The 22,278-nt window shown below is 71.0% G+C and carries 22 protein-coding genes; 11 read left to right on the forward strand and 11 right to left on the reverse strand.

Annotated features, from left to right (window positions below; genetic code table 11):
* The first annotated feature begins 7 nt into the window (after positions 1 to 7).
* Positions 8 to 601, forward strand: coding sequence for a hypothetical protein (locus GA0070558_RS26805; protein ID WP_091284687.1), 594 nt, complete (start codon positions 8 to 10; stop codon positions 599 to 601).
* A 112-nt stretch (positions 602 to 713) separates the two neighbouring features.
* Here GA0070558_RS26805 and GA0070558_RS26810 read toward each other — a convergent pair whose 3' ends face one another.
* The 3 genes from GA0070558_RS26810 to GA0070558_RS26820 form a co-directional block, all read right to left on the reverse strand.
* Complete coding sequence (locus GA0070558_RS26810; protein ID WP_228987049.1) at positions 714 to 1,346, reverse strand: transcriptional regulator; 633 nt, start codon at positions 1,344 to 1,346, stop codon at positions 714 to 716.
* Between the two features lie 135 nt (positions 1,347 to 1,481).
* Positions 1,482 to 2,519, reverse strand: a complete 1,038-nt coding sequence (locus GA0070558_RS26815; RefSeq protein ID WP_091284689.1) for an aminotransferase class V-fold PLP-dependent enzyme — start codon at positions 2,517 to 2,519, stop codon at positions 1,482 to 1,484.
* Positions 2,520 to 2,797: 278 nt separating this feature from the next.
* Positions 2,798 to 3,187, reverse strand: a complete 390-nt coding sequence (locus GA0070558_RS26820; protein ID WP_305119954.1) for a cation:dicarboxylate symporter family transporter — start codon at positions 3,185 to 3,187, stop codon at positions 2,798 to 2,800.
* A gap of 24 nt (positions 3,188 to 3,211) precedes the next feature.
* Here GA0070558_RS26820 and GA0070558_RS26825 point away from each other — a divergent pair, with 24 nt between their 5' ends.
* Positions 3,212 to 3,463, forward strand: coding sequence for a response regulator (locus GA0070558_RS26825; RefSeq protein WP_091284778.1), 252 nt, complete (start codon positions 3,212 to 3,214; stop codon positions 3,461 to 3,463).
* Positions 3,464 to 3,511: 48 nt separating this feature from the next.
* Here the strand turns inward: GA0070558_RS26825 and GA0070558_RS26830 are convergent, their stop codons facing one another.
* From GA0070558_RS26830 to GA0070558_RS26850, 5 genes are all read right to left on the reverse strand, one after another.
* A complete protein-coding gene (locus tag GA0070558_RS26830; RefSeq protein ID WP_256092145.1) occupies positions 3,512 to 4,435 on the reverse strand; it encodes a DUF2268 domain-containing putative Zn-dependent protease in 924 nt (307 codons plus the stop codon).
* Positions 4,436 to 4,438: 3 nt separating this feature from the next.
* Positions 4,439 to 7,975 carry a DNA polymerase III subunit alpha gene (dnaE, locus tag GA0070558_RS26835; protein WP_091284691.1) on the reverse strand — a complete coding sequence of 1,179 codons (3,537 nt, stop codon included), beginning with the start codon at positions 7,973 to 7,975 and terminating at the stop codon, positions 4,439 to 4,441.
* Positions 7,976 to 8,144: 169 nt separating this feature from the next.
* Complete coding sequence (locus tag GA0070558_RS26840; RefSeq protein WP_218107114.1) at positions 8,145 to 8,750, reverse strand: TetR/AcrR family transcriptional regulator; 606 nt, start codon at positions 8,748 to 8,750, stop codon at positions 8,145 to 8,147.
* Between the two features lie 136 nt (positions 8,751 to 8,886).
* The gene (locus tag GA0070558_RS26845; protein ID WP_091284693.1) at positions 8,887 to 9,759 is read right to left on the reverse strand and encodes an oxidoreductase; all 873 of its coding nucleotides are present in this window, start codon (positions 9,757 to 9,759) and stop codon (positions 8,887 to 8,889) included.
* Between the two features lie 65 nt (positions 9,760 to 9,824).
* On the reverse strand, positions 9,825 to 11,369 hold the full coding sequence (locus tag GA0070558_RS26850) for an MDR family MFS transporter (RefSeq protein WP_141722333.1): 1,545 nt from the start codon (positions 11,367 to 11,369) through the stop codon (positions 9,825 to 9,827).
* 176 nt (positions 11,370 to 11,545) lie between these two features.
* Between GA0070558_RS26850 and GA0070558_RS26855 the strand changes: the two genes are divergently transcribed.
* The 4 genes from GA0070558_RS26855 to GA0070558_RS26870 all read left to right on the forward strand — a co-directional run bounded on the left by GA0070558_RS26855 (position 11,546) and on the right by GA0070558_RS26870 (position 14,090).
* Positions 11,546 to 12,373 carry a M23 family metallopeptidase gene (locus tag GA0070558_RS26855; RefSeq protein WP_091284697.1) on the forward strand — a complete coding sequence of 276 codons (828 nt, stop codon included), beginning with the start codon at positions 11,546 to 11,548 and terminating at the stop codon, positions 12,371 to 12,373.
* Between the two features lie 108 nt (positions 12,374 to 12,481).
* Positions 12,482 to 13,150 (forward strand): hypothetical protein, encoded by a 669-nt coding sequence (locus GA0070558_RS26860; protein WP_077939331.1) that lies wholly within the window; start codon positions 12,482 to 12,484, stop codon positions 13,148 to 13,150.
* A gap of 141 nt (positions 13,151 to 13,291) precedes the next feature.
* Positions 13,292 to 13,690: a VOC family protein gene (locus GA0070558_RS26865; protein ID WP_091284702.1), complete on the forward strand. Its 399-nt coding sequence runs from the start codon at positions 13,292 to 13,294 to the stop codon at positions 13,688 to 13,690.
* 70 nt (positions 13,691 to 13,760) lie between these two features.
* Positions 13,761 to 14,090 carry an ArsR/SmtB family transcription factor gene (locus tag GA0070558_RS26870; protein ID WP_077939329.1) on the forward strand — a complete coding sequence of 110 codons (330 nt, stop codon included), beginning with the start codon at positions 13,761 to 13,763 and terminating at the stop codon, positions 14,088 to 14,090.
* 83 nt (positions 14,091 to 14,173) lie between these two features.
* On the opposite strand, the gene GA0070558_RS26875 is transcribed toward GA0070558_RS26870, so the two are convergent.
* The 3 genes from GA0070558_RS26875 to GA0070558_RS26885 form a co-directional block, all read right to left on the reverse strand.
* Positions 14,174 to 14,995, reverse strand: coding sequence for an alpha/beta fold hydrolase (locus tag GA0070558_RS26875; protein ID WP_091284704.1), 822 nt, complete (start codon positions 14,993 to 14,995; stop codon positions 14,174 to 14,176).
* A gap of 19 nt (positions 14,996 to 15,014) precedes the next feature.
* On the reverse strand, positions 15,015 to 15,584 hold the full coding sequence (locus tag GA0070558_RS26880) for a DJ-1/PfpI family protein (RefSeq protein WP_077939326.1): 570 nt from the start codon (positions 15,582 to 15,584) through the stop codon (positions 15,015 to 15,017).
* Positions 15,585 to 15,671: 87 nt separating this feature from the next.
* Complete coding sequence (locus tag GA0070558_RS26885) at positions 15,672 to 16,415, reverse strand: GntR family transcriptional regulator (protein WP_091284706.1); 744 nt, start codon at positions 16,413 to 16,415, stop codon at positions 15,672 to 15,674.
* A gap of 382 nt (positions 16,416 to 16,797) precedes the next feature.
* On the opposite strand from GA0070558_RS26885, the gene GA0070558_RS26890 reads away from it, so the two are divergent.
* From GA0070558_RS26890 to GA0070558_RS26910, 5 genes are read left to right on the forward strand one after another with little or no spacing between them, the layout of a single operon-like run.
* A complete protein-coding gene (locus GA0070558_RS26890) occupies positions 16,798 to 18,234 on the forward strand; it encodes a sugar ABC transporter substrate-binding protein (protein ID WP_091284708.1) in 1,437 nt (478 codons plus the stop codon).
* Positions 18,231 to 19,181, forward strand: coding sequence for a carbohydrate ABC transporter permease (locus GA0070558_RS26895; protein ID WP_091284710.1), 951 nt, complete (start codon positions 18,231 to 18,233; stop codon positions 19,179 to 19,181). The genes GA0070558_RS26890 and GA0070558_RS26895 overlap by 4 nt, the downstream gene beginning before the upstream one ends.
* Complete coding sequence (locus GA0070558_RS26900; protein ID WP_091284712.1) at positions 19,181 to 20,092, forward strand: carbohydrate ABC transporter permease; 912 nt, start codon at positions 19,181 to 19,183, stop codon at positions 20,090 to 20,092. Before GA0070558_RS26895 ends, GA0070558_RS26900 begins: the two co-directional genes overlap by 1 nt.
* Positions 20,092 to 21,159, forward strand: a complete 1,068-nt coding sequence (locus tag GA0070558_RS26905; protein ID WP_091284714.1) for an ABC transporter ATP-binding protein — start codon at positions 20,092 to 20,094, stop codon at positions 21,157 to 21,159. Before GA0070558_RS26900 ends, GA0070558_RS26905 begins: the two co-directional genes overlap by 1 nt.
* The gene (locus GA0070558_RS26910; protein WP_091284716.1) at positions 21,159 to 22,235 is read left to right on the forward strand and encodes an ABC transporter ATP-binding protein; all 1,077 of its coding nucleotides are present in this window, start codon (positions 21,159 to 21,161) and stop codon (positions 22,233 to 22,235) included. Before GA0070558_RS26905 ends, GA0070558_RS26910 begins: the two co-directional genes overlap by 1 nt.
* Positions 22,236 to 22,278: the final 43 nt, after the last annotated feature.

The raw sequence follows: 22,278 nt of genomic DNA on the forward strand, positions 1-22,278 counted from the left end.
CACCCCCATGAACACGACCATCCTGCGTAAGAGCGTCCTCGGCATCGCCGGACTCGCGTTCGCCGGCGGCCTCGCCGCCGGCCCCCTCCACCACACCGGCACCGGCACTGCCGACGCCCGTCCGGTCGCCGCCGTGCAGGCCGACACGACCGTGGACGCCGGGAAGCTGATCCCCCACGGTGTGCAGGGCGCGCAGTCGCGCATCGACCTCGACGCCGAGCAGACCGCCAACGCCAAGGCCATCATGGCCGCCACGAAGAAGACCGGCCTGGACGAACGCGCCGCGGTGATCTCGATCGGCACCGCCCTGCAGGAGTCGAAGCTGCAGAACCTGGGTCACCTGGGTGACCGCAACGACCACGACTCCCTCGGCCTGTTCCAGCAGCGCCCGTCCAGCGGCTGGGGTTCGCCGGAGCAGATCACCGACCCGCAGTACGCGACCACGGCGTTCCTCAAGGGCCTCCGACAGGTCGACGGCTGGCAGAACATGCCCCTGACCGACGCCGCCCAGACCGTCCAGGTCTCCGCCTACCCCGACGCGTACGCCCAGTGGGAACAGCAGGCCGCCGACCTCGTCACCCAGCACTGGAACAACAGCTGACACCACACACCCACACCACCCGCCGGCCGGACCCCTGACACGGGGCCCGGCCGGCAGCGTCTCCACCTCAGCCGTCGAGTGTTAGGAAGGGGCCCCTCCTATACAGAAAGCGTTAACAAGGGGCCCTTCCTTGCAAGCAGGCGGCGGTGGCCGCCGCCAGGGTGGTCAGGCGGATCGACGGGGGCGGCAGCGGTTCGATCCAGCCCGGCCCGGCCGCGTGCACGCGTACGCCCGGGGTGTCGCGGCCGAAGCGGACCAGTCGGTACGCGCGGCCGGTGACCGGCGTCTGCGACCAGACCACGACGGTGTGCGGACGCGCCCGGCGCACGGCGGACGCCAACGCCGTCCAGGGCAGCGCGGGCCCGAGCAGCAGCGCTCCCCGCCCGCGCTCCCGCAGGGCGGCGGCGAGCGCGTGCAGGCCGAGACAGTGGGTCTCGTGCTCGGCCCCGGCGAGCAGTACGCCGCCGGTGGGCAGTTGCCGGGCGGGCTCACGGTGGAACACGTCCAGGCCGATGCGCACGCCCTCGGTGAGGGCGTGTTCGGTGGCGACCTCGGCCGCCGTGTGGCCCCGCAGCGCGGCGAGCAGCGGAACGCATACCTGCTGCCAGGACGCCAGCACCCCATGGTCGGCGGCCAGCGCCAGCAGCAGGGCGGCGACCTCGTTGGCGTCGAGGTCCTCGGCGGCTGCGGAGAGGCGCTTGCGCGCGGTCTCGACGGCCTCGGCCGGCATCGAGTCGGTCAGCACGACGTACCCCCGGGTAGACGGTCACTACCAGGGGTTCGTCCGGGCGGCGCGATTCGGATGCGGCGCGGGCGCGGCTGCCGGCGGCCAGCGCCGGCCCACGACCAGCGCCGGCCGGCGACCGGGGCGCGCGGCGGGTCAGCCGGTCAGCGCGTCGAGGGCCAGGTCGACGTCGGCGTCGGTGGTGTAGAGGTGGAACGACGCCCGGACCCGGCCGGCGCGCACCGCCGCCCGGATGCCCGCCCGTTCCAGTTTCTCCTGCGCGCCGGGCACCTCGACGGCGACGATCGCGCTGTCGCCGGGTGGCCGGCCCAGCCCGGCGAGGAACCGGTTGGCCAGGCGCACGTCGTGCTCGCGCACGGCCGGCACGCCGATCTCGGCGAGCAGTTCCAGGGCGGGGGCGGTGCCGATCCAGCTGAACCACGCCGGGGACTGGTCGAACCGCCGGGCGTCGGCGGCGAGCCGCAGCGGCGGGCCGTAGTAGGAGGAGAACGGGTCCTCGGCCGCGTACCAGCCGGCGCCGTCGGGTCGCAGCCGCTCGCGCAGCGCCGGCGCCAGGTAGGCCAGGGCCGACCCGCGCGGCCCCATCAGCCACTTGTACGCCCCGACGGCGACGACGTCGGCCAGGCCGGCGTCGAACGGCAGCCAGCCGCACGCCTGGGTCGCGTCGACGGCCACCAGCGCGCCGTGGGCGCGGGCGGCGGCGACGATCCGCTGGTAGTCGGCGACGGCCCCGTCGGCGGACTGCACCAGGCTGAACGCGACCAGATCGGTGTCGGCGTCGATCGCGTCGACGAGCCCGTCGAGCGGGACCGTGCGCACCCGCACCCCCCGCTCGGCCTGGGCCAGCCAGGGGAAGAGGTTGGAGGTGAACTCCACCTCGGGGGCCACGACGGTGGCGCCGGCCGGCAGGGCCGCCGCGACGGGGGCGAACAACGCGGACACCGTGCTGCCGACCGTCACGTCGGTGGGCGCCACGCCGACCAGGCCGGCGAAGGCCGCCCGGGAGCGCCGGGTGGCGTCGTCCCAACCCTCCCAGGACGTACGTCCCGTCCGCCAGTCGGCCAGCGCCTCCTGCACCGCCGCCCAGGCCGGCTCGGGCGGCAGCCCGTAGCTGGCGGTGTTCAGCCAGCCGGGCTGCGGCTGCCACAGCTTGCGTGCCTGCTCCAACTCCATGCCGCCGACGGTAGTGCGGCCGTCGCCACCTCCGTGAGCGCCAATTCACCGATGGTGGCCGCCGCCCCCGGTCGCGGCCCGCCCGAGGGGCGATCGACGCGGGGACGGCGGTGGACAGGAGCCCGGGGACGGGGGCGGCGCGGCGGCGGCCCGGTCAGGCGGGTGCGCCGCTGAGCGCCGGGCGCTGCGGCCCGGCCGGCGGCTGCGGGTCGTCGTCGTCCTCGTCGAGCATGGTGGCCTCGTCGAAGGGGCGGCGGCCGGCGAGCACGTCGGCGGGCCTACGCGCGGTCGAACTCGCCGGTCCAGGTGCCGACCAGGACGGTGGCCACGGCGTTGCCGGCGAAATTGGTCAGCGCCCGCGCCTCGGACATGAACCGGTCGATGCCGACGATCAGTCCGACGCCGTCGAGCAGGTCGGGGCGGTGCGACTGGAGGCCGCCGGCCAGGGTGGCCAGGCCCGCGCCGGTGACGCCGGCCGCACCCTTCGAAGCAATGATCATGAACAGGAGCAGGCCGACCTGCTCGCCGATCGACATCGGCTTGCCCATGGCGTCGGCCACGAACAGCGCCGCCATGGTCAGGTAGATGGCGGTGCCGTCGAGGTTGAACGAGTAGCCGGTGGGCACGGTGATCCCGACGACGGGCTTGCTGACGCCGACGTGCTCCATCTTGGCGATGACGAGGTGGACCGGATGTTCGCCACCCTGCGGGGCCCGGCTGCGCACACGCTGCCAAAGGGGCTCGACGAGCAGACGCTGCGGGCGGTGCTCGGCTCGCTCGGCGGCGACGCCGGCCGGTCCGCGTCCGAGGTGGCGGGGCTGGCCGGCATCTCCCGGGTCACCGCCCGGCGGTACCTGGAGTATCTGGTGGCCGCCGAGCGGGCGGTGCGGGCGCCCCGCTACGGCACCCCGGGCCGCCCCGAGGTGGAGTACCGCCCGGCCTGACTCGATTTCCACCTGACCAAGCCCGGCCGGACCGACCACCGGGACCCGTCAGGCCGCGACGGCGACTGCGCCGAGGGCGCGGCGCAGTTCCGGCACGGCCCGGTCGAGGTCCCACCGGGCGGTCTCCGGCAGCGGATAGTGCCGTCGCAGCTCACGAACCAGCCGCAGGCCAACCAGGTAGCCGCAGCGCTTTGGCAGGTCACCCCCGTCGGGCAGGTCCCGCATAAGGAAGTACGGTGCGTTCCGGTCGAGGTCGGTGGCATCGAGGTCTGCGATGATCCGGTCGATGATCTCCTCCCACCGAGTCCGGCATTCGGCGAGCCATGGCTCGTATCCGGGGCGGTGGAACCACAGGTACGCCTCGTCGGAAAGGCCCGGAACAGTCTCCGTGGTGACCTCGGTGGCCAACCCCTCGGCCAGCAGCGAGGCGGCAACGCCGTGCTCCGGCCAATCCCTGATGGTCGCAAGCCGGTCGTGGACGACGTGCGCGGTCTCGTGGTGCACCAGCAGCCGCTCCTCGGCCAAATCTCCGAGTTGCTCGACGGCGAGGAAGAGTGCGTACCGGCCGTCGAGGCGGTCCGCCCAGCCGTTCGCCCGGCGCAGGCCGACCAACGTCACGCACTCGATCGGATCGCGGTCATCGGCCCAGCCCAGTGCCCCGGCCACCGAGCGCACCGCATCGGGCAACTCAATCCGTAGCCGGGCAGCTCGCCTCGACAGGTCGGCCCGATCCTCGGTCAGCTGGTCCAGCACCGCAGGCAGGTCGTCGCCGCCGGACCACTCCCCCGCCCGGTCGAGGGCGGCGGCGAAAACATCCGGGTGCCGGTCGAGGTAGCGAGACCGCCACAGCTCAGACCGGCGAGCCGGGGAGGCTCCGTCGGCTGAGCGGGCGTACTCGAGATAGGTCGGGACCAGGTCGCGGACCCGCACGGACGGCTCCCCGGCAGTGATGTCGGGTGGGGTGCCGGTCACGGGTCAGCTCACGTTGGCCGGGCCGAGGACGCTCTTGAGGTCGCCCATGAGGGCGGTGGTGGCCGCGACCCGGAAGGGGCCGAGGCGCAGGGTGGTGGTCTTGCCGCCGTTGAGGAGCTTGACGTGCACCTCGGTGTCGCCGGGGTGCAGGACGAGGGTCTCCTTGAGGCGTTCGACCAGCGGCGGGGTGCAGCGGTGCACGGGGATGGTGAGGGTGACCGGTTTGCTGCCCGGGTTGCTGGTGACGTCGGGCAGCTGCATGTCCATCGCCATGATGCGGGGGGTGTCGTCGCGGCGGTCGACCCGGCCCTTGACCACGACGATGGCGTCCTCGGCGATGTACTGGCCGATCACCTCGTAGGTGTTGGGGAAGAACAGGGCCTCCACGCCGCCGGCGAGGTCCTCCAGGGTGGCCGACGCCCACGCGCGGCCCTGCTTGGTGACGCGGCGCTGCACCCCGGAGAGGATGCCGGCGAGGGTGACCACCGCGCCGTCGGGGACGGTGCCCTCCTCGGAGAGGGCGGCGATGGTGCAGTCGGCCGCCGCGCCGAGGACGTGTTCGAGGCCGAACAGGGGGTGGTCGGAGACGTAGAGGCCGAGCATCTCGCGTTCGAAGGCGAGCTTGTCGCGCTTGTCCCACTCGGCCTCGCCGATGGTCGGCATGACGGTGGTGTTGCCGCCGACGGTCTCGGTGTCGCCGAAGCCGGCGCCGAACAGGTCGTACTGGCCGACGGCCTCCTTGCGCTTGACGTCGGCGTACGCGTCGATCGCGTCGGCGTGCACGGCGAGCAGCCCCTTGCGGCTGTGGCCCATGACGTCGAACGCGCCGGCCTTGATCAGCGATTCGATGGTCTTCTTGTTGCAGACCACCGCGTCGACCTTGGCCAGGAAGTCGTAGAAGTCGGCGTACTCGCCCTTCTCCTGGCGGCACCGCATGATCGAGGCCACCACGTTCGCCCCGACGTTGCGGATCGCCGCGAGGCCGAACCGGATGTCCTTGCCGACCGGGGTGAACGGCCCGGCCGAGGTGTTCACGTCGGGCGGGAGGACCTGGATGCCCATCCGCCGGCACTCCGACAGGTACAACGCCATCTTGTCCTTGTCGTCGCCGACGGAGGTCAGCAGCCCGGCCATGTACTCGGCCGGGTAGTGCGCCTTCAGGTACGCCGTCCAGTACGACACCAGCCCGTACGCCGCCGAGTGCGCCTTGTTGAACGCGTACCCGGCGAACGGCACGAGGACGTCCCACACGGCCTGGATCGCCTCGTCGGAGTAGCCGCGCTCGCGGCAGCCGTCCCGGAAGGGCACGAACTCCTTGTCGAGGATCTCCTTCTTCTTCTTGCCCATCGCCCGCCGCAGCAGGTCCGCCTGGCCGAGCGTGTAGCCGGCGAGGATCTGCGCGGCGCGCTGCACCTGCTCCTGGTAGACGATCAGGCCGTGGGTGGGGGCGAGGATCTCCCGCAGCGGCTCCTCCAGCTCCGGGTGGATCGGCGTGATCTCCTGCAGGCCGTTCTTGCGCAGCGCGTAGTTGGTGTGCGAGTCCACGCCCATCGGGCCCGGTCGGTACAGCGCGAGGACGGCGGAGATGTCCTCGAAGTTGTCCGGCTTCATCAGCCGCAGCAGCGACCGCATCGGCCCGCCGTCGAGCTGGAACACCCCCAGCGTGTCGCCGCGGGCCAGCAGGTCGTAGGCGGCCTTGTCGTCCAGGTCCAGGCCCAGCAGGTCCAGGTCCTTGCCGTGGTTGAGCTGGATGTTCTTCACCGCGTCGTCGATGATCGTGAGGTTGCGCAGGCCGAGGAAGTCCATCTTCAACAGCCCGAGCGACTCGCACGTCGGGTAGTCGAACTGGGTGATGATCACCCCGTCGGAGTCGCGCCGCATCAGCGGGATGTGCTCGATGATCGGCTCCGCCGACATGATCACCCCGGCGGCGTGCACACCGGTCTGCCGGATCAGCCCCTCGATGCCCTTCGCCGTGTCGATGACCTTCTTGACGTCCGGGTCCGACTCGTACAGGCCCCGGATCTCCCCCGCCTCCGCGTAGCGCGGGTGCTTCGGGTCGAAGATGCCCGACAGCGGAATGTCCTTGCCCATCACCGCCGGCGGCATCGCCTTGGTGATCCGGTCCCCCACCGCGTACGGAAAACCCAGCACCCGCGCCGAGTCCTTGATCGCCGCCTTCGCCTTGATCGTGCCGAACGTGGCGATCTGCGCGACCTTGTCCTCACCCCACTTGTCGGTGACGTACTTGATCACCTCACCGCGCCGACGCTCGTCGAAGTCGATGTCGACATCCGGCATCGAGACCCGCTCGGGGTTGAGGAACCGCTCGAAGATCAGCCCGTGCGGGATCGGGTCCAGGTCCGTGATCCCCAACGCGTACGCGACCAGGGAACCCGCCGCCGAGCCACGGCCCGGGCCCACCGCGATGCCCTGGTTCTTCGCCCACTGGATGAAGTCGGCGACCACGAGGAAGTACGACGGGAAGCCCATCTGGATGATGACACCCAGCTCGTACTCCGCCTGCACCACGTGGCCCTCGGGGACCCCGCCCGGGAACCGCCGGGCGAGACCCTTGAAGGTCTCCTTGCGGAACCACGACTCCTCCGTCTCCCCCTCCGGGATCGGGAAGCGCGGCATCAGGTTGTGGAACTCGAACATCCCCGCCGGGTCGACCTTTTCGGCGACCAGCAACGTGTTGCGGCAGCCCTGGAGCCACAGCTCGGAGGAGTCGACGGCGCGCATCTGGTCGGCGGACTTGATGAAGTAGCCGCCGCCCTCGAAGCGGAACCGGTTGGGGTCGGCGATGTTGCTGCCGGTCTGCACGCAGAGCAGGACGTCGTGCGCCTCGGCCTGCGCCTCGTGGGTGTAGTGCGAGTCGTTGGTCACCACCGGCGGGATGCCGAGCTTCTTGCCGATCTCGGTGAGCCCCTCGCGGACCCGGCGCTCGATGTCGAGGCCGTGGTCCATCAGCTCCAGGAAGTAGTTGTCCTTGCCGAAGATGTCCTGGTATGCCGACGCGACCTTGATCGCCTCGTCGAACTGGCCCAGCCGCAGCCGGGTCTGCACCGCGCCGGAGGGGCACCCGGTGGTGGCCATGATCCCCTCGGCGTGCTCGGCGATCAGCTCCATGTCCATCCGGGGCCACTTGACGTAGTGGCCCTCCATGGAGGCGCGCGAGTTGAGGGTGAACAGGTTGTGCAGGCCGGTCCTGTTCGCCGCCCACATCGTCATGTGGGTGATCGCGCCGTTACCGGAGACGTCGTCGCTCTTCTGCTCCGGCCGGCCCCACTTCACCCGCGCCTTGTGATAGCGCGACTCCGGCGCCACGTACGCCTCGACGCCGAGGATCGGGGTGATCCCGGCGGCCATGGCCTGCTTGTAGAAGTCGTTCGCGCCGTGCATGTTGCCGTGGTCGGTCATCGCGACCGCCGGCATGCCGAGCCGGTTGGCCTCGGCGAAGAGGTCCTTCAGCCGGGCCGCACCGTCGAGCATCGAGTACTCGGTGTGCACGTGCAGATGCGCGAACGAATCGCCCATGCGTGGCGCCCCCCCGGGTCGGATCATGGGTTGTCGAGATCGGTCGGCCCACCCTATCGCCGGGGGATCGGGGACCTCCAGCAGCCGCGCGGGGCGGAACCGCCCGGGTGGCAAGGATCTCCCCAGCCAAGGCGGCGACGGCTCCGGCCCGATGCCGACCGGCCCGCGCTCACCCGCCGGTCGGCGGGGCGGGCAGCCCGGCCGCAATCCGTTCCAGCGTGTCGCGGATCGCGTCGGACAGGGAGGTGGCCCGCGACGAGTCGACCCAGAACTCGACCGCGACCCGGACCGCGTTGACCACCATCGTGGCCAGCAACCTCGGGTAGATGTCGTCGTGCGGCGCCATCCCGAGCCGCTCGGCGATTCCCTCGGCGAGCGCCGTCTCCCGCGCGGCGTGGGCCTTCAGGTACTCGCCGCCCAGCGGCGAGGTCGCCACCGCGAGGCGCACCTTGGTCACCAGGTCGCGGTCCAGGTTGTCCCAGGCGAGGAAGGCCGCGAGCATCGCGTTAACCACGGCCTGGGTCAGCGGTTCGTCCGCCGGCCGGGAGCGCAGTTGCTCGCGGATCGCCACGGACCGGTCGAGGTCGGCGGCGTACAGGGCCTCGTTCTTGCTGTGGAAGTAGTTGTTGAACGAGCGGGTGGACATGCCCGCCCGGGCGGCGATGTCCTCCACCCGCACGTTGTCCCAGCCCCGCTCGACCGCGAGGCCGAGGGCCGCCTCGCTGAGCATCCGCCGGACGGCGGCCGCCTTGCTGGCCCGAATCGTCGTCGACACGCAGACAGGGTGACACGCCGCTGCAGCCTCGGCAACCTGTTGCCCGGAAGGCAACAACGCAGGTCAAAGGCGCTTCAAGGGCTCCGAGCTGATGGAGCTGAGCGACCGGGAGCTTCCCTCAGGCGTGGCTCCCGCGCTACTCGGACAGGGCGGCCATGTCCTCGTCGGTGAGGGCAAGGCCGGCCGCCGCGATGTTCTCGGTGAGGTGGTCCAGCACGCTGGTGCCGGGGATGGCCAGGATCGCCGGCGACACGGCGAGCAGCCACGCGAGCGCGACCTGCCGGGTCGTCGCTCCGTGGCGCTCCGCGACGGCCTTGAGCCGGTCGTGGTCGATGGGCGCGCCACCGCCGCCGACCGGGAAGAACGGCACGTACGCGATGCCGTCCTTCGCGCACCGGGCGACGAGCTCGGAGTCACCACGGAAGTGCACGTGGAACTGGTTCTGCACGGCCGCGACCGGGGCGATGGCCTGCGCCTCGGCAAGCTGCTCCGCGTCGACGTTGCTCACGCCGAGATGCCGGATGAGGCCCTCCTCGCGAAGCTGCGCGAGGGCCGCGAAACGGTCCCCGATCGACACGCCGCCCGGTGCCGCCGTCGCGCCGCCCACCCGCAGGTAGACCAGGTCGAGGCGGTCCACCCCGAGACGGCGCAGGTCCTCCTCGACGAGCTGGCGGAGCTGGTCGGGCTTGGCCTCCGCGGTCGGCACCACCCCGCCCTCGATCACCGGGCCCACCTTGGTGGCGATCACCAGATCGGCGGGGTACGGGGAGAGCGCCTGCCGGATGACCTCGTGCGAGTGGAGGTCACCGAACCCGTAGAAGCCGGCCGTGTCGATGTGGTTCACCCCGCTGTCGACCGCGCTGCGCAGCACCGTGGCGGCAGTCTCGGGATCGCGCACGGAGCCGCCGAACGCCAGCCGCATCGCGCCGAAGCCGAGCCGGCGCACGGGCAGGTCACCGCCGAGCGTCAGCGTCCCGGCGGCCTCGGCCGTGATGGAGTTCGCAGTCATGTTCCTGTTTTCCTTTCCAGATCAACGAGAAGTCGAGAAGACCGGTGACGCCGTCCCGGTCCCGCTCACGCGGGTTGCGCCTGGGCAACCTTCTTGTCCTGGGCGCCGGGGGTCGCCGGGATCCGCCCGGGCAACAGCAGCGCCGGTACGATCGCGAGCGCGAGGAAGCCGGCACTCCACCAGAACGCGTGGTGGTAGGCGTTCGCGAGACTGTCCAGGTCGGACCCGGCGGTCTGTTTGGTCAGCTGGATCTGCAGCACCAGGCTGATCACCGCCGTGCCGGTCGAGAGGCCGAGCTGCTGGACGATCCGCGAGGCGCCGGTGGCGCGGGCGATCTGCTGCGGCGGCAGCCCGACGTAGAGGGCCGTCGACATGGTCAGGGTGACCATCGCGAGCCCCACCCCGGACAGGAGCATGGCGAGCACGATGAACACCCGCCCGGTGCTGGCGTAGAACTGCGTGAACGCGACCGTTCCGGTGAAGGTCAGGGCCAGGCCGACGGTCCCCACCAGCCTCGCGCCGAGCCGGTTGAACACGCGGCTGAGCACGACGGAGGTGAGCGCCGAGCCCACACCGAAACCGACCAGGAGAAGGCCGGCGCCCATCGGGCTCTCGCCGTGCACCTGCTGCAGGAACAGCGGCTGCACGATCCCGGCGCCCATCGTGAGCGCCGCCAGCAACGTCAACGCGCTGGCCGCCGCGAAGTTCCTGTACTTGAACAGCCGCATCGACACCAGGGCCTCGATGTTCGGCCGGGCGGCGTGCAGGATGAACCCGGCGATCAGCACGACGCCCGTGACGAGCGGCGCGACGACCAGGGGGTCGCCGAGGCCGCCGGCGGCCGCCCGGGAGAGGCCGAAGACCACGGCCACCAGGCCGGGCACCAGCAGCACCACGCCGAGCACGTCCAGCGCGGCGCGGGCCTCCTCCTTGAAGTTGGGCAGGTTGCGGCCGGCCAGGAAGAAGGCGATCAGCCCGATCGGGATGTTGATGAGGAACATCCACCGCCAGCTGAAGTCGTCGACGATGACGCCGCCCACGACGGGGCCGAGCGTGGGGCCGATCACGCCCGGGATGGCCATCAGCCCCACCAGACGCGCGCGGTGCTCGGCGCCGGCGACCCGCATCAGCATCGCCTGCCCGACGGGGACCATCATGCCGCCGCCGAGGCCCTGCACCACCCGCGCGAAGATCAGCGTCTCGATGTTGACGGCGACGCCGCACAGCACCGAGCCGACGAGGAAGACGACGAGCGAGACGGTCCACATTCTGCGGGTGCCGAACCGGTCGGCCGCCCAGCCGGCGATCGGCATGCCCACCATCAGCGCGAGCAGGTAGCCGGTCACGACCCACTGGAGGGTCGACACGGAGACGGAGAGCTCACCGGAGAGGGTGTTCAGCGCGATGCCCACCATGGTTCCATCGAGCTGCATCAGCAGAAGGCCGACCAGGACCACCACGGCGATCTTCTGCAGCTCCTTGGGCAGGGGCGCGTCCCCGCCTGCCGCACGAGGTTCAGTCGATCGTTTTCTCAGCATCACACGCCCCCGAACCAGCGCTTGCGTCTCGGCCTCAACACTGAGTGAGGCTTCCACAACGTTGCCGAGCACGCAACTATGTGCCGATTACGCACGTCGGGTTCGTGTCGGGCGTCGGGCGGGCCGCGCGGCGGCGACCACGACGTACGCTCCCGGACCTGCCCCGCGACGGCGCGGGCGCACGCGACTTGCGGGCCGACCGGGGAGAAACCCTTGCCCCGCACCGGAAGTGGCCCTAGTTTGCATTGATGATCCTCAACGAGGAGCCTCACCCTGACCTACAGGATGTCAGCCACGGCGAGCTGCGGCCGGAGGATCTCGCCGGCGTCGCCTATCTGCGAGGACTCTCGAGGCGGGGGTTCATCACGGGCGCCGCGTTGGCGGCGTCCGGGGTGTCGGCCGCCTTTGCCCTGCTGCCCGACACCGCCCGGGCTGCCGGCAGCTATCAGCGGCCATGCGGGAACGTCCGCATCTCGAGCTCCTGGCAGGACCACCGGAACCGGACGCCCCCCTCGGGTGAGCCGGGCACCGACTACGCGGTCGGCACCGGCACGCCCGTCATGGCCGCGGCCAACGGCACGATCCGTTTCGTGAAGACCGACACCTCCACCGCGACCGGGCGTGTCGTGGGCATGGCCCACGACGACGGCAACTACACCCGGCACCTGCACCTCTCGTCGATCGCCGTCTCGACCGGTCAACGCGTGTCGCGCGGACAGACGATCGCATACTCCGGCGCCTCGGCGAACGGCAGTGACCACGGCGTCGGGCCGCATGTGCACACCAGCCTCTGGCTGAACACCGCAAGCCCGACGAACTTCGGCGCCACGGCGGACTTCGAGAACTACGCCGGGGACGCCGCCACCCCCGACCCCACCGACCAGGAGGTAGACGACGTGTTCATCGCGAACGTGAAGGGCAGCTGGTATCTGGTGGTCCCCCAGGGCACCGGCAAGCCGCGGGCAGTGGTCCTCGGCGGCGACAGCAACGCCGCCGCTTCCGGCATCCCCGTGCTGAACTTCAGCTGGGACCCGTCGATCAGTGCGCTCCGGGCCGCGGTCGACGGCATCGGTTGAGGTAGCTCGGCCGGCGCGGCGCCCGGGGCTGGCCCGCGCCGAACGCGATGAAGTCCGGCAGTGGCGGGGGCGCACTACGCTGCGGCCGACTTCATCGAAAGGAACAACATGCGCAGGACGCTGCTGCCGCTGGCCGCGCTCGCCCTGGTCCTCGTGGCGGGCGGTTGCACGATCGAGATCAACGACGGCGCCGCGCCGGGCCCCGGCGACACCACGACGCCGGCGGACTCGCCGGTGGCCGAAGAGCCGTTCGGCGACGGCAGCAGCGAGAACGACAACGTCTCGCCGACCGCCGCGCCGCCTGCGAAGGTTCCCGCGCTGACCTGCGACCAGGTGGCCGAATCGGAGCTGGGCAGCACGAAGGTGCGATACAACGACTACCCCGACCCGATCCCGCTGACCGAGGGGCGCTGGGCCGGCGAGGACGGCGTGGTGGTCGCCCTGCAGCCGCCGTGCGCGATCGGCGACATGACCGGCGACGGCGCCGCCGACGCGGTGCGCGCGATCATGCTCGACGGCGGCGGGACGGGCAAGTTCTGGGGCATCGTGCTCTGGCGCAACGTCAAGGGCGCCCCGGCCTACGTCGGCACGGTCGACCTCGGCGACCGCACCCCGGTCGAGAAGGTCACCATCGGTGCCGGCCAGGCGCAGGTGGTCTACCTGACCCGACCCGACGACGCCTCGATGGTCGAGCTGGTGATCGAGCGGACGGCCACCTACCGGCTCATCGACGGCAAGCTGGAGGAGATCGGGTACGTCGACAAGCCGCACTCCTAGCCCGCGTCCACTCTGGGTCTGAGCGCGGCCATCCGTGCGGAACGCCGCCCCACCTCCCCAGCCGTCGGCGGCTGCGGGGGTGGGGTTCGCGCGTTGCCTGGTTCGCCCTGACCCCGGGGTCTGCGTGTGCGACAGTGGTCCATGCCGCTGAACACATATCACCTCAGAGCTTCGATCGCCGTGTCCGACATACAACGGGCGGTCGCGTTCTACGAAGGCCGGCTGGGCCTACGGCCGCTGCGGTCGGGCCCCAGCGCCGACATCGCCGGCGGCAGCCGCGTCTATGGTTCCGGCGGCGTGGCGGCGCTGAACGTCTACCAGTCGGTCACCGCCGGGAAGAGCCCGGCGACGCTGGCGACATGGTATGTCGACGACATCGAGCGGATCGTCGACGAGCTCGCCTCGGCCGGCGTCGGGTTCATCCGGTACGACCAGCTCGACCACGACGCCAGAGGAATCACCGCCCGGACCGGCGGTGGACGTATCGCCTGGTTCCAGGATCCGGACGGCAACACCTTCGCCGTCGAATCCGACGTCTGACGCCCCGAGCCAGGGCCCGGCGGCGTCGGACCGCCTTGCTTGATACAGCCACGGATGTACTATCCGGGATGTGGAGACGTTGACCCACGGGCAGGTGCTGGCCCGGTTCGGCCACGCCCTGTCCGACCCCACCCGGGCCCGCCTGCTGCTGGCGCTGCGCGACGGCCCCGGCTACCCGGCGCAGCTCGCCGACCTGCTCGGCACCACCCGGCAGAACCTGTCCAACCACCTGACCTGCCTGCGCGGCTGCGGCCTCGTCGTGGCCGCCCCCGAAGGCCGCCGCACCCGCTACGAGCTCGCCGACCCGCGCCTCGCCCACGCCCTCGGCGACCTGCTCGGCCTCGTGCTCGCCGTCGACCCCGCCGCCTGCCCCGACGCCGCCACGAAGGGCTGCTGCTGATGACCCTGCCCCTGGTCCAGGCCCCGGCCGGCCCTGCTTCACGCTGAGCTGCCTGAGCGCGGGCCGCGGACCTGGCGCAGCAGTCAGTGGCGGCTGTCCCGGCGGAGGAAGCCCGACAGCAGTTGCCGGAACTCGTGCGGGTGCTCGATCGCCGGCACGTGCCCGCACCGGCCGAGCACGTGCAGCCGGACATCGGCCAGGTGTTCGAGCAGGGGCAGGGTCGACGTCGCGAGCGGAGTGACCCGGTCATCGGCGCCGTGCACGAGCAGCACGGGCGCGCGGATCGCGGCCAGCGTCTGCGTCGAGAGGGTGAGGTCGTCGGCCCATCGCGCCCTGGGTGGCGGGAACAACGACGCGAACGCGGCCGCACCCGCCCGCATCGCGGCGGCGCGGGTCTCGACGGCCGCGTCGGTCACGAGCGCCTGGTCGAGGACGAGTCGACTCAGCATGTCCCGGGCCCCGGGCGGGCCGGCGGGGGCGGCCCAGATCGCGTCGAGGTCGGCGGACAGCGGCGCCCCGGGGGCGCCCATCGTCGAGACCGCCACGACACGGCTGACCTGCTCGGGGCGCGCGGCCGCCAACGCCAGCGCGACGGCGCCGCCCATGGAGTGCCCCACGACCGCGTAGTGCTCGACACCGAGAGCGTCCATCAGGCCGGCGGCCTGCTCCGTCCACAGCCTGAGCCCGCCCCTGGAGCCCGCCGGGACGGGGGTGCGGCCGAATCCCGCCTGGTCAGGGGCCAGCACGCGCCAGGACGCGCCCAGCGCCTGCGCCGTCGCCGCCCAGGCTCCGGACCCGGTCGTGCCGGGTCCGGAGCCGTGCAGCATCAACACCGCGGGCCCGGCGCCGCTCTCGAAGACGTGGACGGGGAAGCCGTCGACGGTGACGGTCCGCAGTGCCGTCACCGGGGCAGGCCGGGTGTGCTCATGCCGACGCGGGGTCGACGGACTTCGAGAAGACCTCCATCATCGCCCTGCCGAACTGCGGCATGTCGGGCCAGCCCCGGCAGGAGACGAGGTTGCCGTCCACGACGTCGGGGGCGTCGATGACCGTCGCGCCCGCGTTCTCCATGTCCCCGGTGATCGGGGGGAAGCACGCCGTCTTCCGGCCCTTCAGCAGCCCGTACACCGCCGGGACCTGCGCGCCGTGGCACACCAGCGCGATGGGGAGGTTGCGGGCGAAGAAATGCTCGGTGATGCGCCTGACGTCGGCGTCGACCCGGATCCACTCGGGGGCACGCCCCCCGGGGATGATGAGGGCGTCGTAGCGCTCGACGTCGACCTCGGCCCAGGGCACGTCGACCGGCAGCTTCCGGCCGTTCTTCTCCACGTAGGCGTCGGAGTTGGGGTCGAACTCGTGGATGACCAGTTGCACGTCGCGCAGCGTCCGGGACGAGACGTCGACGTCCCAGCCGCCCTCCTGGACGCGGTAGTAGGGATACATGGTGTCGAGTTCCTCGGCGGCGTCGCCGGTCAGGAGCAGCGCTCTGGGCACCTGCTTCTCCTCGTGTCTGGTGGCGGTGAGGCGGACGCGATCCAATCCGATCCGATTGGGCTAGCATTCCCCTGCCCCGCCCGCCCGTCAAGCCTCAACCGCCATCGCGTCCGCACCCTCGACCTCGTCGAACAGTCGCCGGAAGCGCTCGCCGGACCGCAGGATGTGCCGCCGCATCGCGTAGGCGGCGGCGTCGGGGTCACGCGCGGCGATCGCGGCCACGACCTCCTCGTGCTCGGCCATGGCCAGGTGGGTGACCTGGGTGTCGTGGTGCAGCCGGAAGAGGTGCACGTGACTGTGCAGGCGGGCGAGCGTCTCGCGGATGACCTGGTTCCCCGCGCTCAGCGCGACCAGATCGTGGAAGGCGGCGTCGCGCAGCCCGAAGGCGCCGTAGGCCAGGGGCCCGCTGCCCCCCTCCAGCTCCGCCATCTCCTCCAGCATCCGTCGCAGCCCGGCCACCTGCGGCAAGGAGGCGCGTTCGGCGGACCTGCGCGCCGCCGCCGGCTCCAGGAGCAGGCGGACCTCGAGCATGTCTTCGAATCGGTTCCGGGTGATCTGGGGGGGAATGCGGTAGCCGGCATGGGGCACCCGCACGACCAGGCCCTCGGCCTCCATGCGGTTCAGAGCGTCGCGGATCGGCGTCTGCGAGACCCCCAGCTCCCGCGCCAGGACGTCGATCGTGACACGGGAGCCAGGCTCGATCCGTAGCGACATCAGCTGTCCGAGCAGCGTGTCGTACACCTCGTCGGCGAGCCGACCGCCGGATCTGCCCGACGACGTCCCACCCGTCACGACCCTACGGCCCCGCGCGGTCATCGCTTCGTCGTCCATCGTGACGTGAGGTCCTTTCCTGCATCTTCGGGAACCTGTTGACACCAGTCACCACGCTGCGACATGCTGACGCCCCGCTCGATCGTATAGGAAATCCGACGAGCGCCCGTCATTCTGCACCGCCGGAACCACCTGCCACCGCTCCACTCGATCACCTGACGCTCCCACGAGCATGCTCGACACCCCTCCCCGGTCGTCACCGGCCCGGACGGGTCGAAGGGCCGCTCGACGGCGCGCGGACCCGGCGCGTCCCGGCGCGCTCGCGACGCCGACCCCCGCGGGTCGGCCCCGCGACAGCCCGGCAACACGCCTGAACGACCGGCACCTGCTCGGCGAAGCACCTAGCGAGGCTCCACACCCCCACCAGAAAGCAGGCCAGAAGATGCGGCATCCGAAGCTGACAGGACGATTGTCCGTTCCCGGGCGAAAGGCGCGGCTGGCGACGGCGGCCATGCTGCTGGTCGCCACGACCATGGCGGCCTGCGGCGACGGCCAGGACGACGGCGACGCGAAGGCGGGCGCCCCCAAGGCACCGGCGACCATCCCGGAGCTCACCAAGGACCCGCTGACCCTCAGCTTCATCTGGTTCGACTGGCCCCCCGCGCACGCTCTGGAAGACTTCGCGAACGCGGAGTACAAGAAGGAGCGGCCGAACGCGACCATCAAGGTCAACACCGTGCCGAACGCGAACTGGCACGACGCGATGTTCACCCAGTTCGCCGCGCACAAGACCGACTTCGACATCGCGATCCTGGACTCGCAACACATCGGCGAGGCCGTGACGAACGGCAACATCCTCGACCTCACCGACTTCGTCAAGAACAACATCGACGTCAATGCCTACAACCCCTACCTCCTGGCGGCCTACGGCCAGTTCCCCCAGGCGGAGACCGGCAAGCGCGACGAGAACGCCAGCCTGTACGGGCTGCCGCTGCTCGGCGACACCTGGACGATGATCTACCGCAAGGACCTGATCGGCGACAAGCCGCCGCAGACCTGGGACGAGATGATCTCGGTCGCCGGGAAGTGCCAGGCGGACAACCCGGGCGTCAGCGGGCTGGCGTTCCACCAGGCCAACGGCTCCGACGCCGCGGCCGTCACCTACAACACGGTCAACGGCATCTACGGCGGCAACCTCTGGGACCCCAAGACGCGCAAGATCGACGGCGTCCTCAACGACGCCGCGGGCCAGGAGGCGATGGACGTCCTGGTCAACAAGATGAAGCCGCTGACCGCCAAGGGCTCCGGCAACTGGTTCATCGACGAGGTGAACGCGGCGGTCGCCCAGGGCAAGGCATGCATCGCGTTCAACTGGATCGCCGCGAGCGGCGGCCTGCTCGACCCGAAGCAGTCGACGCTCGGCACCACGCGGGAGCAGATCCTCGACAAGCTGGGCTTCGCCACCCTGCCGAGCCAGAAGACGAACCTCGTCCCCCTCGGCGGCATGGGGATGCACGTGTCGGCCTACTCCCCCGCGGCGAACCAGGCGGAGGCGCTGAACTTCATGAAGTGGTTCGAGCGGCCCGACATCCAGAAGAAGTGGGCCGCGGCCGGTGGCGTGCCGGCGCGTACGGACGCCCTGGAGTCGCCCGAGTTCCTCAACGCCGGGCCGTTCAACAAGGTGTACGCCGACTCGGTTCCCCGGATGCGGGACATGTGGAACGTGCCCGAGTACGCGCGCCTGGTCGACATCGAGAACACCAACGTGAACGCGGCCCTCAACGGCGCGAAGAAGCCGAAGGACGCGCTCGACGACATCGCCCGGGAGCAGCAGAGCGTGCTCGACTCGAGCGGTCGCAAGGGCGGCGGCGGACTGTGAGTGAGCCCGTCCCTCTGACGACCGACGGCCCCGGGCAGGTGGCGTCCGCGACACCGCCTGCCCGGGGCCGGTCCCCCCGGCTGGGCGACCGCGGGCTCGCCGTGGCCTTCATCTCCCCCGCGCTGCTGCTGTTGCTCGCGATGTCGGTGTTCCCGTTGCTGTGGGCGTTGTACCTGTCGTTCACCGACTACTCGGCCACCCGCGGCGGGCCCGCCAACTTCGTCGGGTTCGGCAACTACACGGCCATCCTGACGTCGGCGCAGGTCCACACGAGGGCCCTGACGACGTTGATCTACGTGGTCGGCGCGGTCTCCCTGCAGACCGTGCTCGGCTTCACCATCGCCTACCTGATCTCCCGGCGTACGCACGGGCGAGGACTGCTGACCACACTGTTCATGGTCCCGATGATGCTGTCGCCGGTCGTGGTCGGGCTGTTCTGGCGATTCATGCTCGACGCGCAGTTCGGCGTGGTCAACAGCATGCTCGGCTCGATCGGCCTGGAGCAGGTGGAGTGGCTCACCCGGCAGCGGACGGCACTGGTCTCGCTGATCGTGGTCGACACCTGGCAGTGGACGCCCTTCATCATGCTCATCGCACTCGCGGGCCTCACCGCGGTGCCCAGGTACCTGTACGAGGCCGCCTCGATCGACCGGGCGTCCGAGTGGTTCCGGTTCCGCACCATCACCCTTCCGCTGGTGTGGCCGCTGCTCCTCATCGCCGTGTTGTTCCGGGCCATCGAGGCGTTCCGGCTGTTCGACCTCGTCTACATCCTCACCAACGGGGGCCCGGGGGTCTCCACCGAGACGTTGTCGTTCCACGTCTACAAGGTCGCGTTCCTGGGCTTCAACACCGGCACCGCCTCAGCGTACGGAATCCTCATGGTCCTCGTCGTCGTCGTCCTCACGCAGCTCTACCTGCGCTACCTGAACAAGCTCAAGGAGGGCTGATGGCCGTCTCCGTCGACGAGGCCGTGTCCGCAGCTCCTGCCCGGGATCACACGCCCCCCGCGCGCCGCTTCGGCGGCCGGGGCCGCCCCGCGCTGGAGGTCGTGCTGCTGACCGTGCTGGCCGTCGTGATGCTCTTCCCGGTGCTGTGGATGATCGAGACGTCCATCAAGGACAACCGGGACGTCTACGCCATCCCGGCGAAGTTCTTCGACTTCAACGTCACCCTGGACCACTTCAAGGACGTGTTCGTCGCCCCCGACGGCGGTCGGTCGGCCCTGTCCGTCTCGTTCCTCAACTCCGTGGTGGTCGCCGGGGTCTCCACGGTGCTGGCCACCGTGCTGGGGGTCCCGGCGGCCTGGGCCTACTCACGGTTCACGCTGAAGGCCAAGAAGGACCAGCTGTTCTTCATCCTGTCCACCCGCTTCATGCCGCCCGTGGTGGTCGTGATCCCGATCTTCCTCATGTACCGCCAGGTCGGGCTCATCGACAGCAAGCTCGGCCTGATCCTCATCTACGCCGCGTTCAACGTCCCGTTCACGATCTGGATGATGAAGGGGTTCGTCGACGAGGTGCCCGCGGAGTACGAGGACGCCGCGATGCTCGACGGCTACACCCGTCTGCAGGCGTTCTGGAAGTTCACCCTCCCCCTGCTCGTGCCCGGCATCGCCGCGACGGCGGTCTTCGCCCTCATCTTCTCCTGGAACGAGTTCGTGTTCGCCATCTTCCTCACCTCCAGCGACGAGGTCCGGACGGCCCCACCCGCCATCGCCGGCCTCATCGGCGGCACCACCGTGGACTGGGGTCTGGTAGCCGCCGCCTCCGTCGTGTTCGCCCTGCCGGTGCTCGTCTTCGCCTACCTGGTGCGCAAGCACCTCGTCGCCGGCGTGACGCTCGGGGCGGTGCGACGCTGATGGCCGGCATCGAGGTGACCGCCCTGCACAAGCGCTACCCGGACGGAACGGTCGCGGTCGAACACGTGGACCTGTCCATCGGCGACGGCGAGCTGTTCGTGATGCTCGGCCCGTCGGGCTGCGGCAAGACGACCACGCTGCGGGCCATCGCCGGCCTGGAGCGGCAGACGACGGGCGACATCCGCATCGGCGACACGCTGGTCAACGACCTGCCGCCCGCCGAGCGCGACATCGCCATGGTGTTCCAGTTCTACGCGCTCTACCCGCACCTGAGGACCCGCGACAACCTGGCGTTCCCCCTGCGCGCCGAGGGGCTGCCCAAGCCGGAGGTGCAGGCGCGGGTCGCCGAGGCCGCCCGGCTGATGCGGCTCGATCCGCTGCTGGACCGGCGACCGCGCCAGCTGTCCGGCGGGGAGCAGCAGCGCGTCGCGCTGGCCCGCGCCCTGGTGCGACGACCACGCGCCTTCCTCATGGACGAACCTCTCACCAACCTGGACGCGGAGCTGAGGGCGGACATGCGTACGGAGATCAAGCACCTGCAGGGGGAACTGGGGGCGACCATGGTCTACGTCACCCACGACCAGGTCGAGGCGATGTCGCTCGGTCATCGGATCGCCATCCTCAACAAGGGCCGCGTCGAGCAGGTCGGCACGCCGCTGGAGGTCTACGACCGTCCGGCGAGCCTCTTCTGCGCCGCGTTCATCGGCTCCCCGCCGATCAACCTGATCGAGGTGGAGGTGGCCGACGGGAGCCTGCGCGGTCAGGGCGGCCTGGCCCTCACGCCACCGTCGGGCCTGCCGCGCGACCGTCGCCTGGTCGCCGGCGTCCGGCCGGAGGCGCTGGAGGTCACCGCGCCCGGGGCGGAACGTTCGATCCCGGCCCGCGTGGTCTCGGCCGAGTGGCTGGGCGACGAGATCATCTACGTGGTCGACCACGGCGGTCAACGCGACGTGCGGGTTCGGATGCCACCGACCGTCCGGTTCGCCGCTGACGCACCGGTCGGGCTGCGGCACACCGGCGGAACCCCGGCGGTCTACGACGTGCGCACGGAAGAGCTGGTGGCCTGATGGGTACCGTGGCAGTGGACGGGCTGCGCAAGTCCTTCGGCAAGGTCCAGGCCCTCGACGGGGTGACGCTGGACGTGCCGGACGGTTCGTTCTTCGTCGTGCTCGGGCCCTCCGGGGCAGGCAAGACGACGACCCTGCGGGCGATCGCCGGCCTCGACAGGCTCGACGCAGGGTCGGTGCACCTGGACGGCAGGGACGCGACCGGTGACGCCCCGGCCGCCCGCGACCTGGCCATGGTCTTCCAGAACTACGCCCTCTACCCGCGACGCACGGCGTACGAGAACATCGCCTCGCCGCTGCGGGCACGCCGCTGTTCCGCGAGCGAGATCGCCGCCGCCGTCGAGCGGATGTCGAGCCTGCTGCACATCGAACGCCTGCTGCAGCGGCGTCCCGCGCAGTTGTCGGGCGGTGAGATGCAGCGGGTCGCCCTGGCCCGGGCGCTGGTCCGTAGCCCGCGCGCGTTCCTCATGGACGAGCCGCTGACGAACCTCGACCTCAAGCTCCGCGTCGAGATGCGCACCGAGCTCACCCGCATCCACCGCAGCCTCGGAGCGACCTTCGTCTACGTGACCAACGACCAGGTCGAGGCCCTGTCCATGGCCGACCAGGTCGCGGTCCTCAAGGAGGGGAAGGTGCAACAGGTCGGCACGCCGACCGAGGTGTACGAGCGGCCAGCCAACCAGTGGGTCGCCGGTTTCGTCGGGAGCCCGCCGATCAGCCTGCTCGCCTGCCGAGCGGAGGGAGACCGGCTGATCGGTGCGGGAGGCTGGACGCTGCCCCGGCCCCGCTGGACCACGGCGCAGGACGGTCGTGCGCTGCTGCTGGGCCTGCGCGCGGAGGACCTGTCCATCGAACAGCGCGGGGACGCGTCGCTGTCGGGGGAACTCTACGGACTTGAGCCGCTCGGTGACCGGACGGTGGTCGACGTCCTCGTGGGGACGGAGGTCCTCAAGGTCAAGGCACGACCCACCGTCACCGGCACGCCGGGCGAGCGGCTGCAGGTCACGGTCGACCTGGACCGTGCGCACCTGTTCGACGCGGAGACCGGGCTGTCGCTGTCCGCGGCCGGACGGTAGCCGCGCGGCCGACGGGGGCGGGCGGCCCGTCCGGTGCGCGCAC

It is taken from the genome of Micromonospora haikouensis, assembly GCF_900091595.1.
Lineage (GTDB): Bacteria > Actinomycetota > Actinomycetes > Mycobacteriales > Micromonosporaceae > Micromonospora > Micromonospora haikouensis.

Excerpts from the sequence above, each read along its gene's own strand:
- GA0070558_RS26845 (WP_091284693.1), bottom strand. The coding sequence starts at position 9,759 with ATGACTGCGAACTCCATCACGGCCGAGGCCGCCGGGACGCTGACGCTC.
- GA0070558_RS26820 (WP_305119954.1), bottom strand. The coding sequence starts at position 3,187 with ATGGAGCACGTCGGCGTCAGCAAGCCCGTCGTCGGGATCACCGTGCCC.
- GA0070558_RS26905 (WP_091284714.1), top strand. The coding sequence starts at position 20,092 with ATGGCCGGCATCGAGGTGACCGCCCTGCACAAGCGCTACCCGGACGGA.
- GA0070558_RS26860 (WP_077939331.1), top strand. The coding sequence starts at position 12,482 with ATGCGCAGGACGCTGCTGCCGCTGGCCGCGCTCGCCCTGGTCCTCGTG.
- GA0070558_RS26815 (WP_091284689.1), bottom strand. The coding sequence starts at position 2,519 with ATGGAGTTGGAGCAGGCACGCAAGCTGTGGCAGCCGCAGCCCGGCTGG.
- GA0070558_RS26855 (WP_091284697.1), top strand. The coding sequence starts at position 11,546 with ATGATCCTCAACGAGGAGCCTCACCCTGACCTACAGGATGTCAGCCAC.
- GA0070558_RS26885 (WP_091284706.1), bottom strand. The coding sequence starts at position 16,415 with ATGGACGACGAAGCGATGACCGCGCGGGGCCGTAGGGTCGTGACGGGT.
- GA0070558_RS26865 (WP_091284702.1), top strand. The coding sequence starts at position 13,292 with ATGCCGCTGAACACATATCACCTCAGAGCTTCGATCGCCGTGTCCGAC.
- GA0070558_RS26805 (WP_091284687.1), top strand. The coding sequence starts at position 8 with ATGAACACGACCATCCTGCGTAAGAGCGTCCTCGGCATCGCCGGACTC.
- dnaE (WP_091284691.1), bottom strand. The coding sequence starts at position 7,975 with ATGGGCGATTCGTTCGCGCATCTGCACGTGCACACCGAGTACTCGATG.
- GA0070558_RS26900 (WP_091284712.1), top strand. The coding sequence starts at position 19,181 with ATGGCCGTCTCCGTCGACGAGGCCGTGTCCGCAGCTCCTGCCCGGGAT.
- GA0070558_RS26890 (WP_091284708.1), top strand. The coding sequence starts at position 16,798 with ATGCGGCATCCGAAGCTGACAGGACGATTGTCCGTTCCCGGGCGAAAG.
- GA0070558_RS26825 (WP_091284778.1), top strand. The coding sequence starts at position 3,212 with ATGTTCGCCACCCTGCGGGGCCCGGCTGCGCACACGCTGCCAAAGGGG.
- GA0070558_RS26910 (WP_091284716.1), top strand. The coding sequence starts at position 21,159 with ATGGGTACCGTGGCAGTGGACGGGCTGCGCAAGTCCTTCGGCAAGGTC.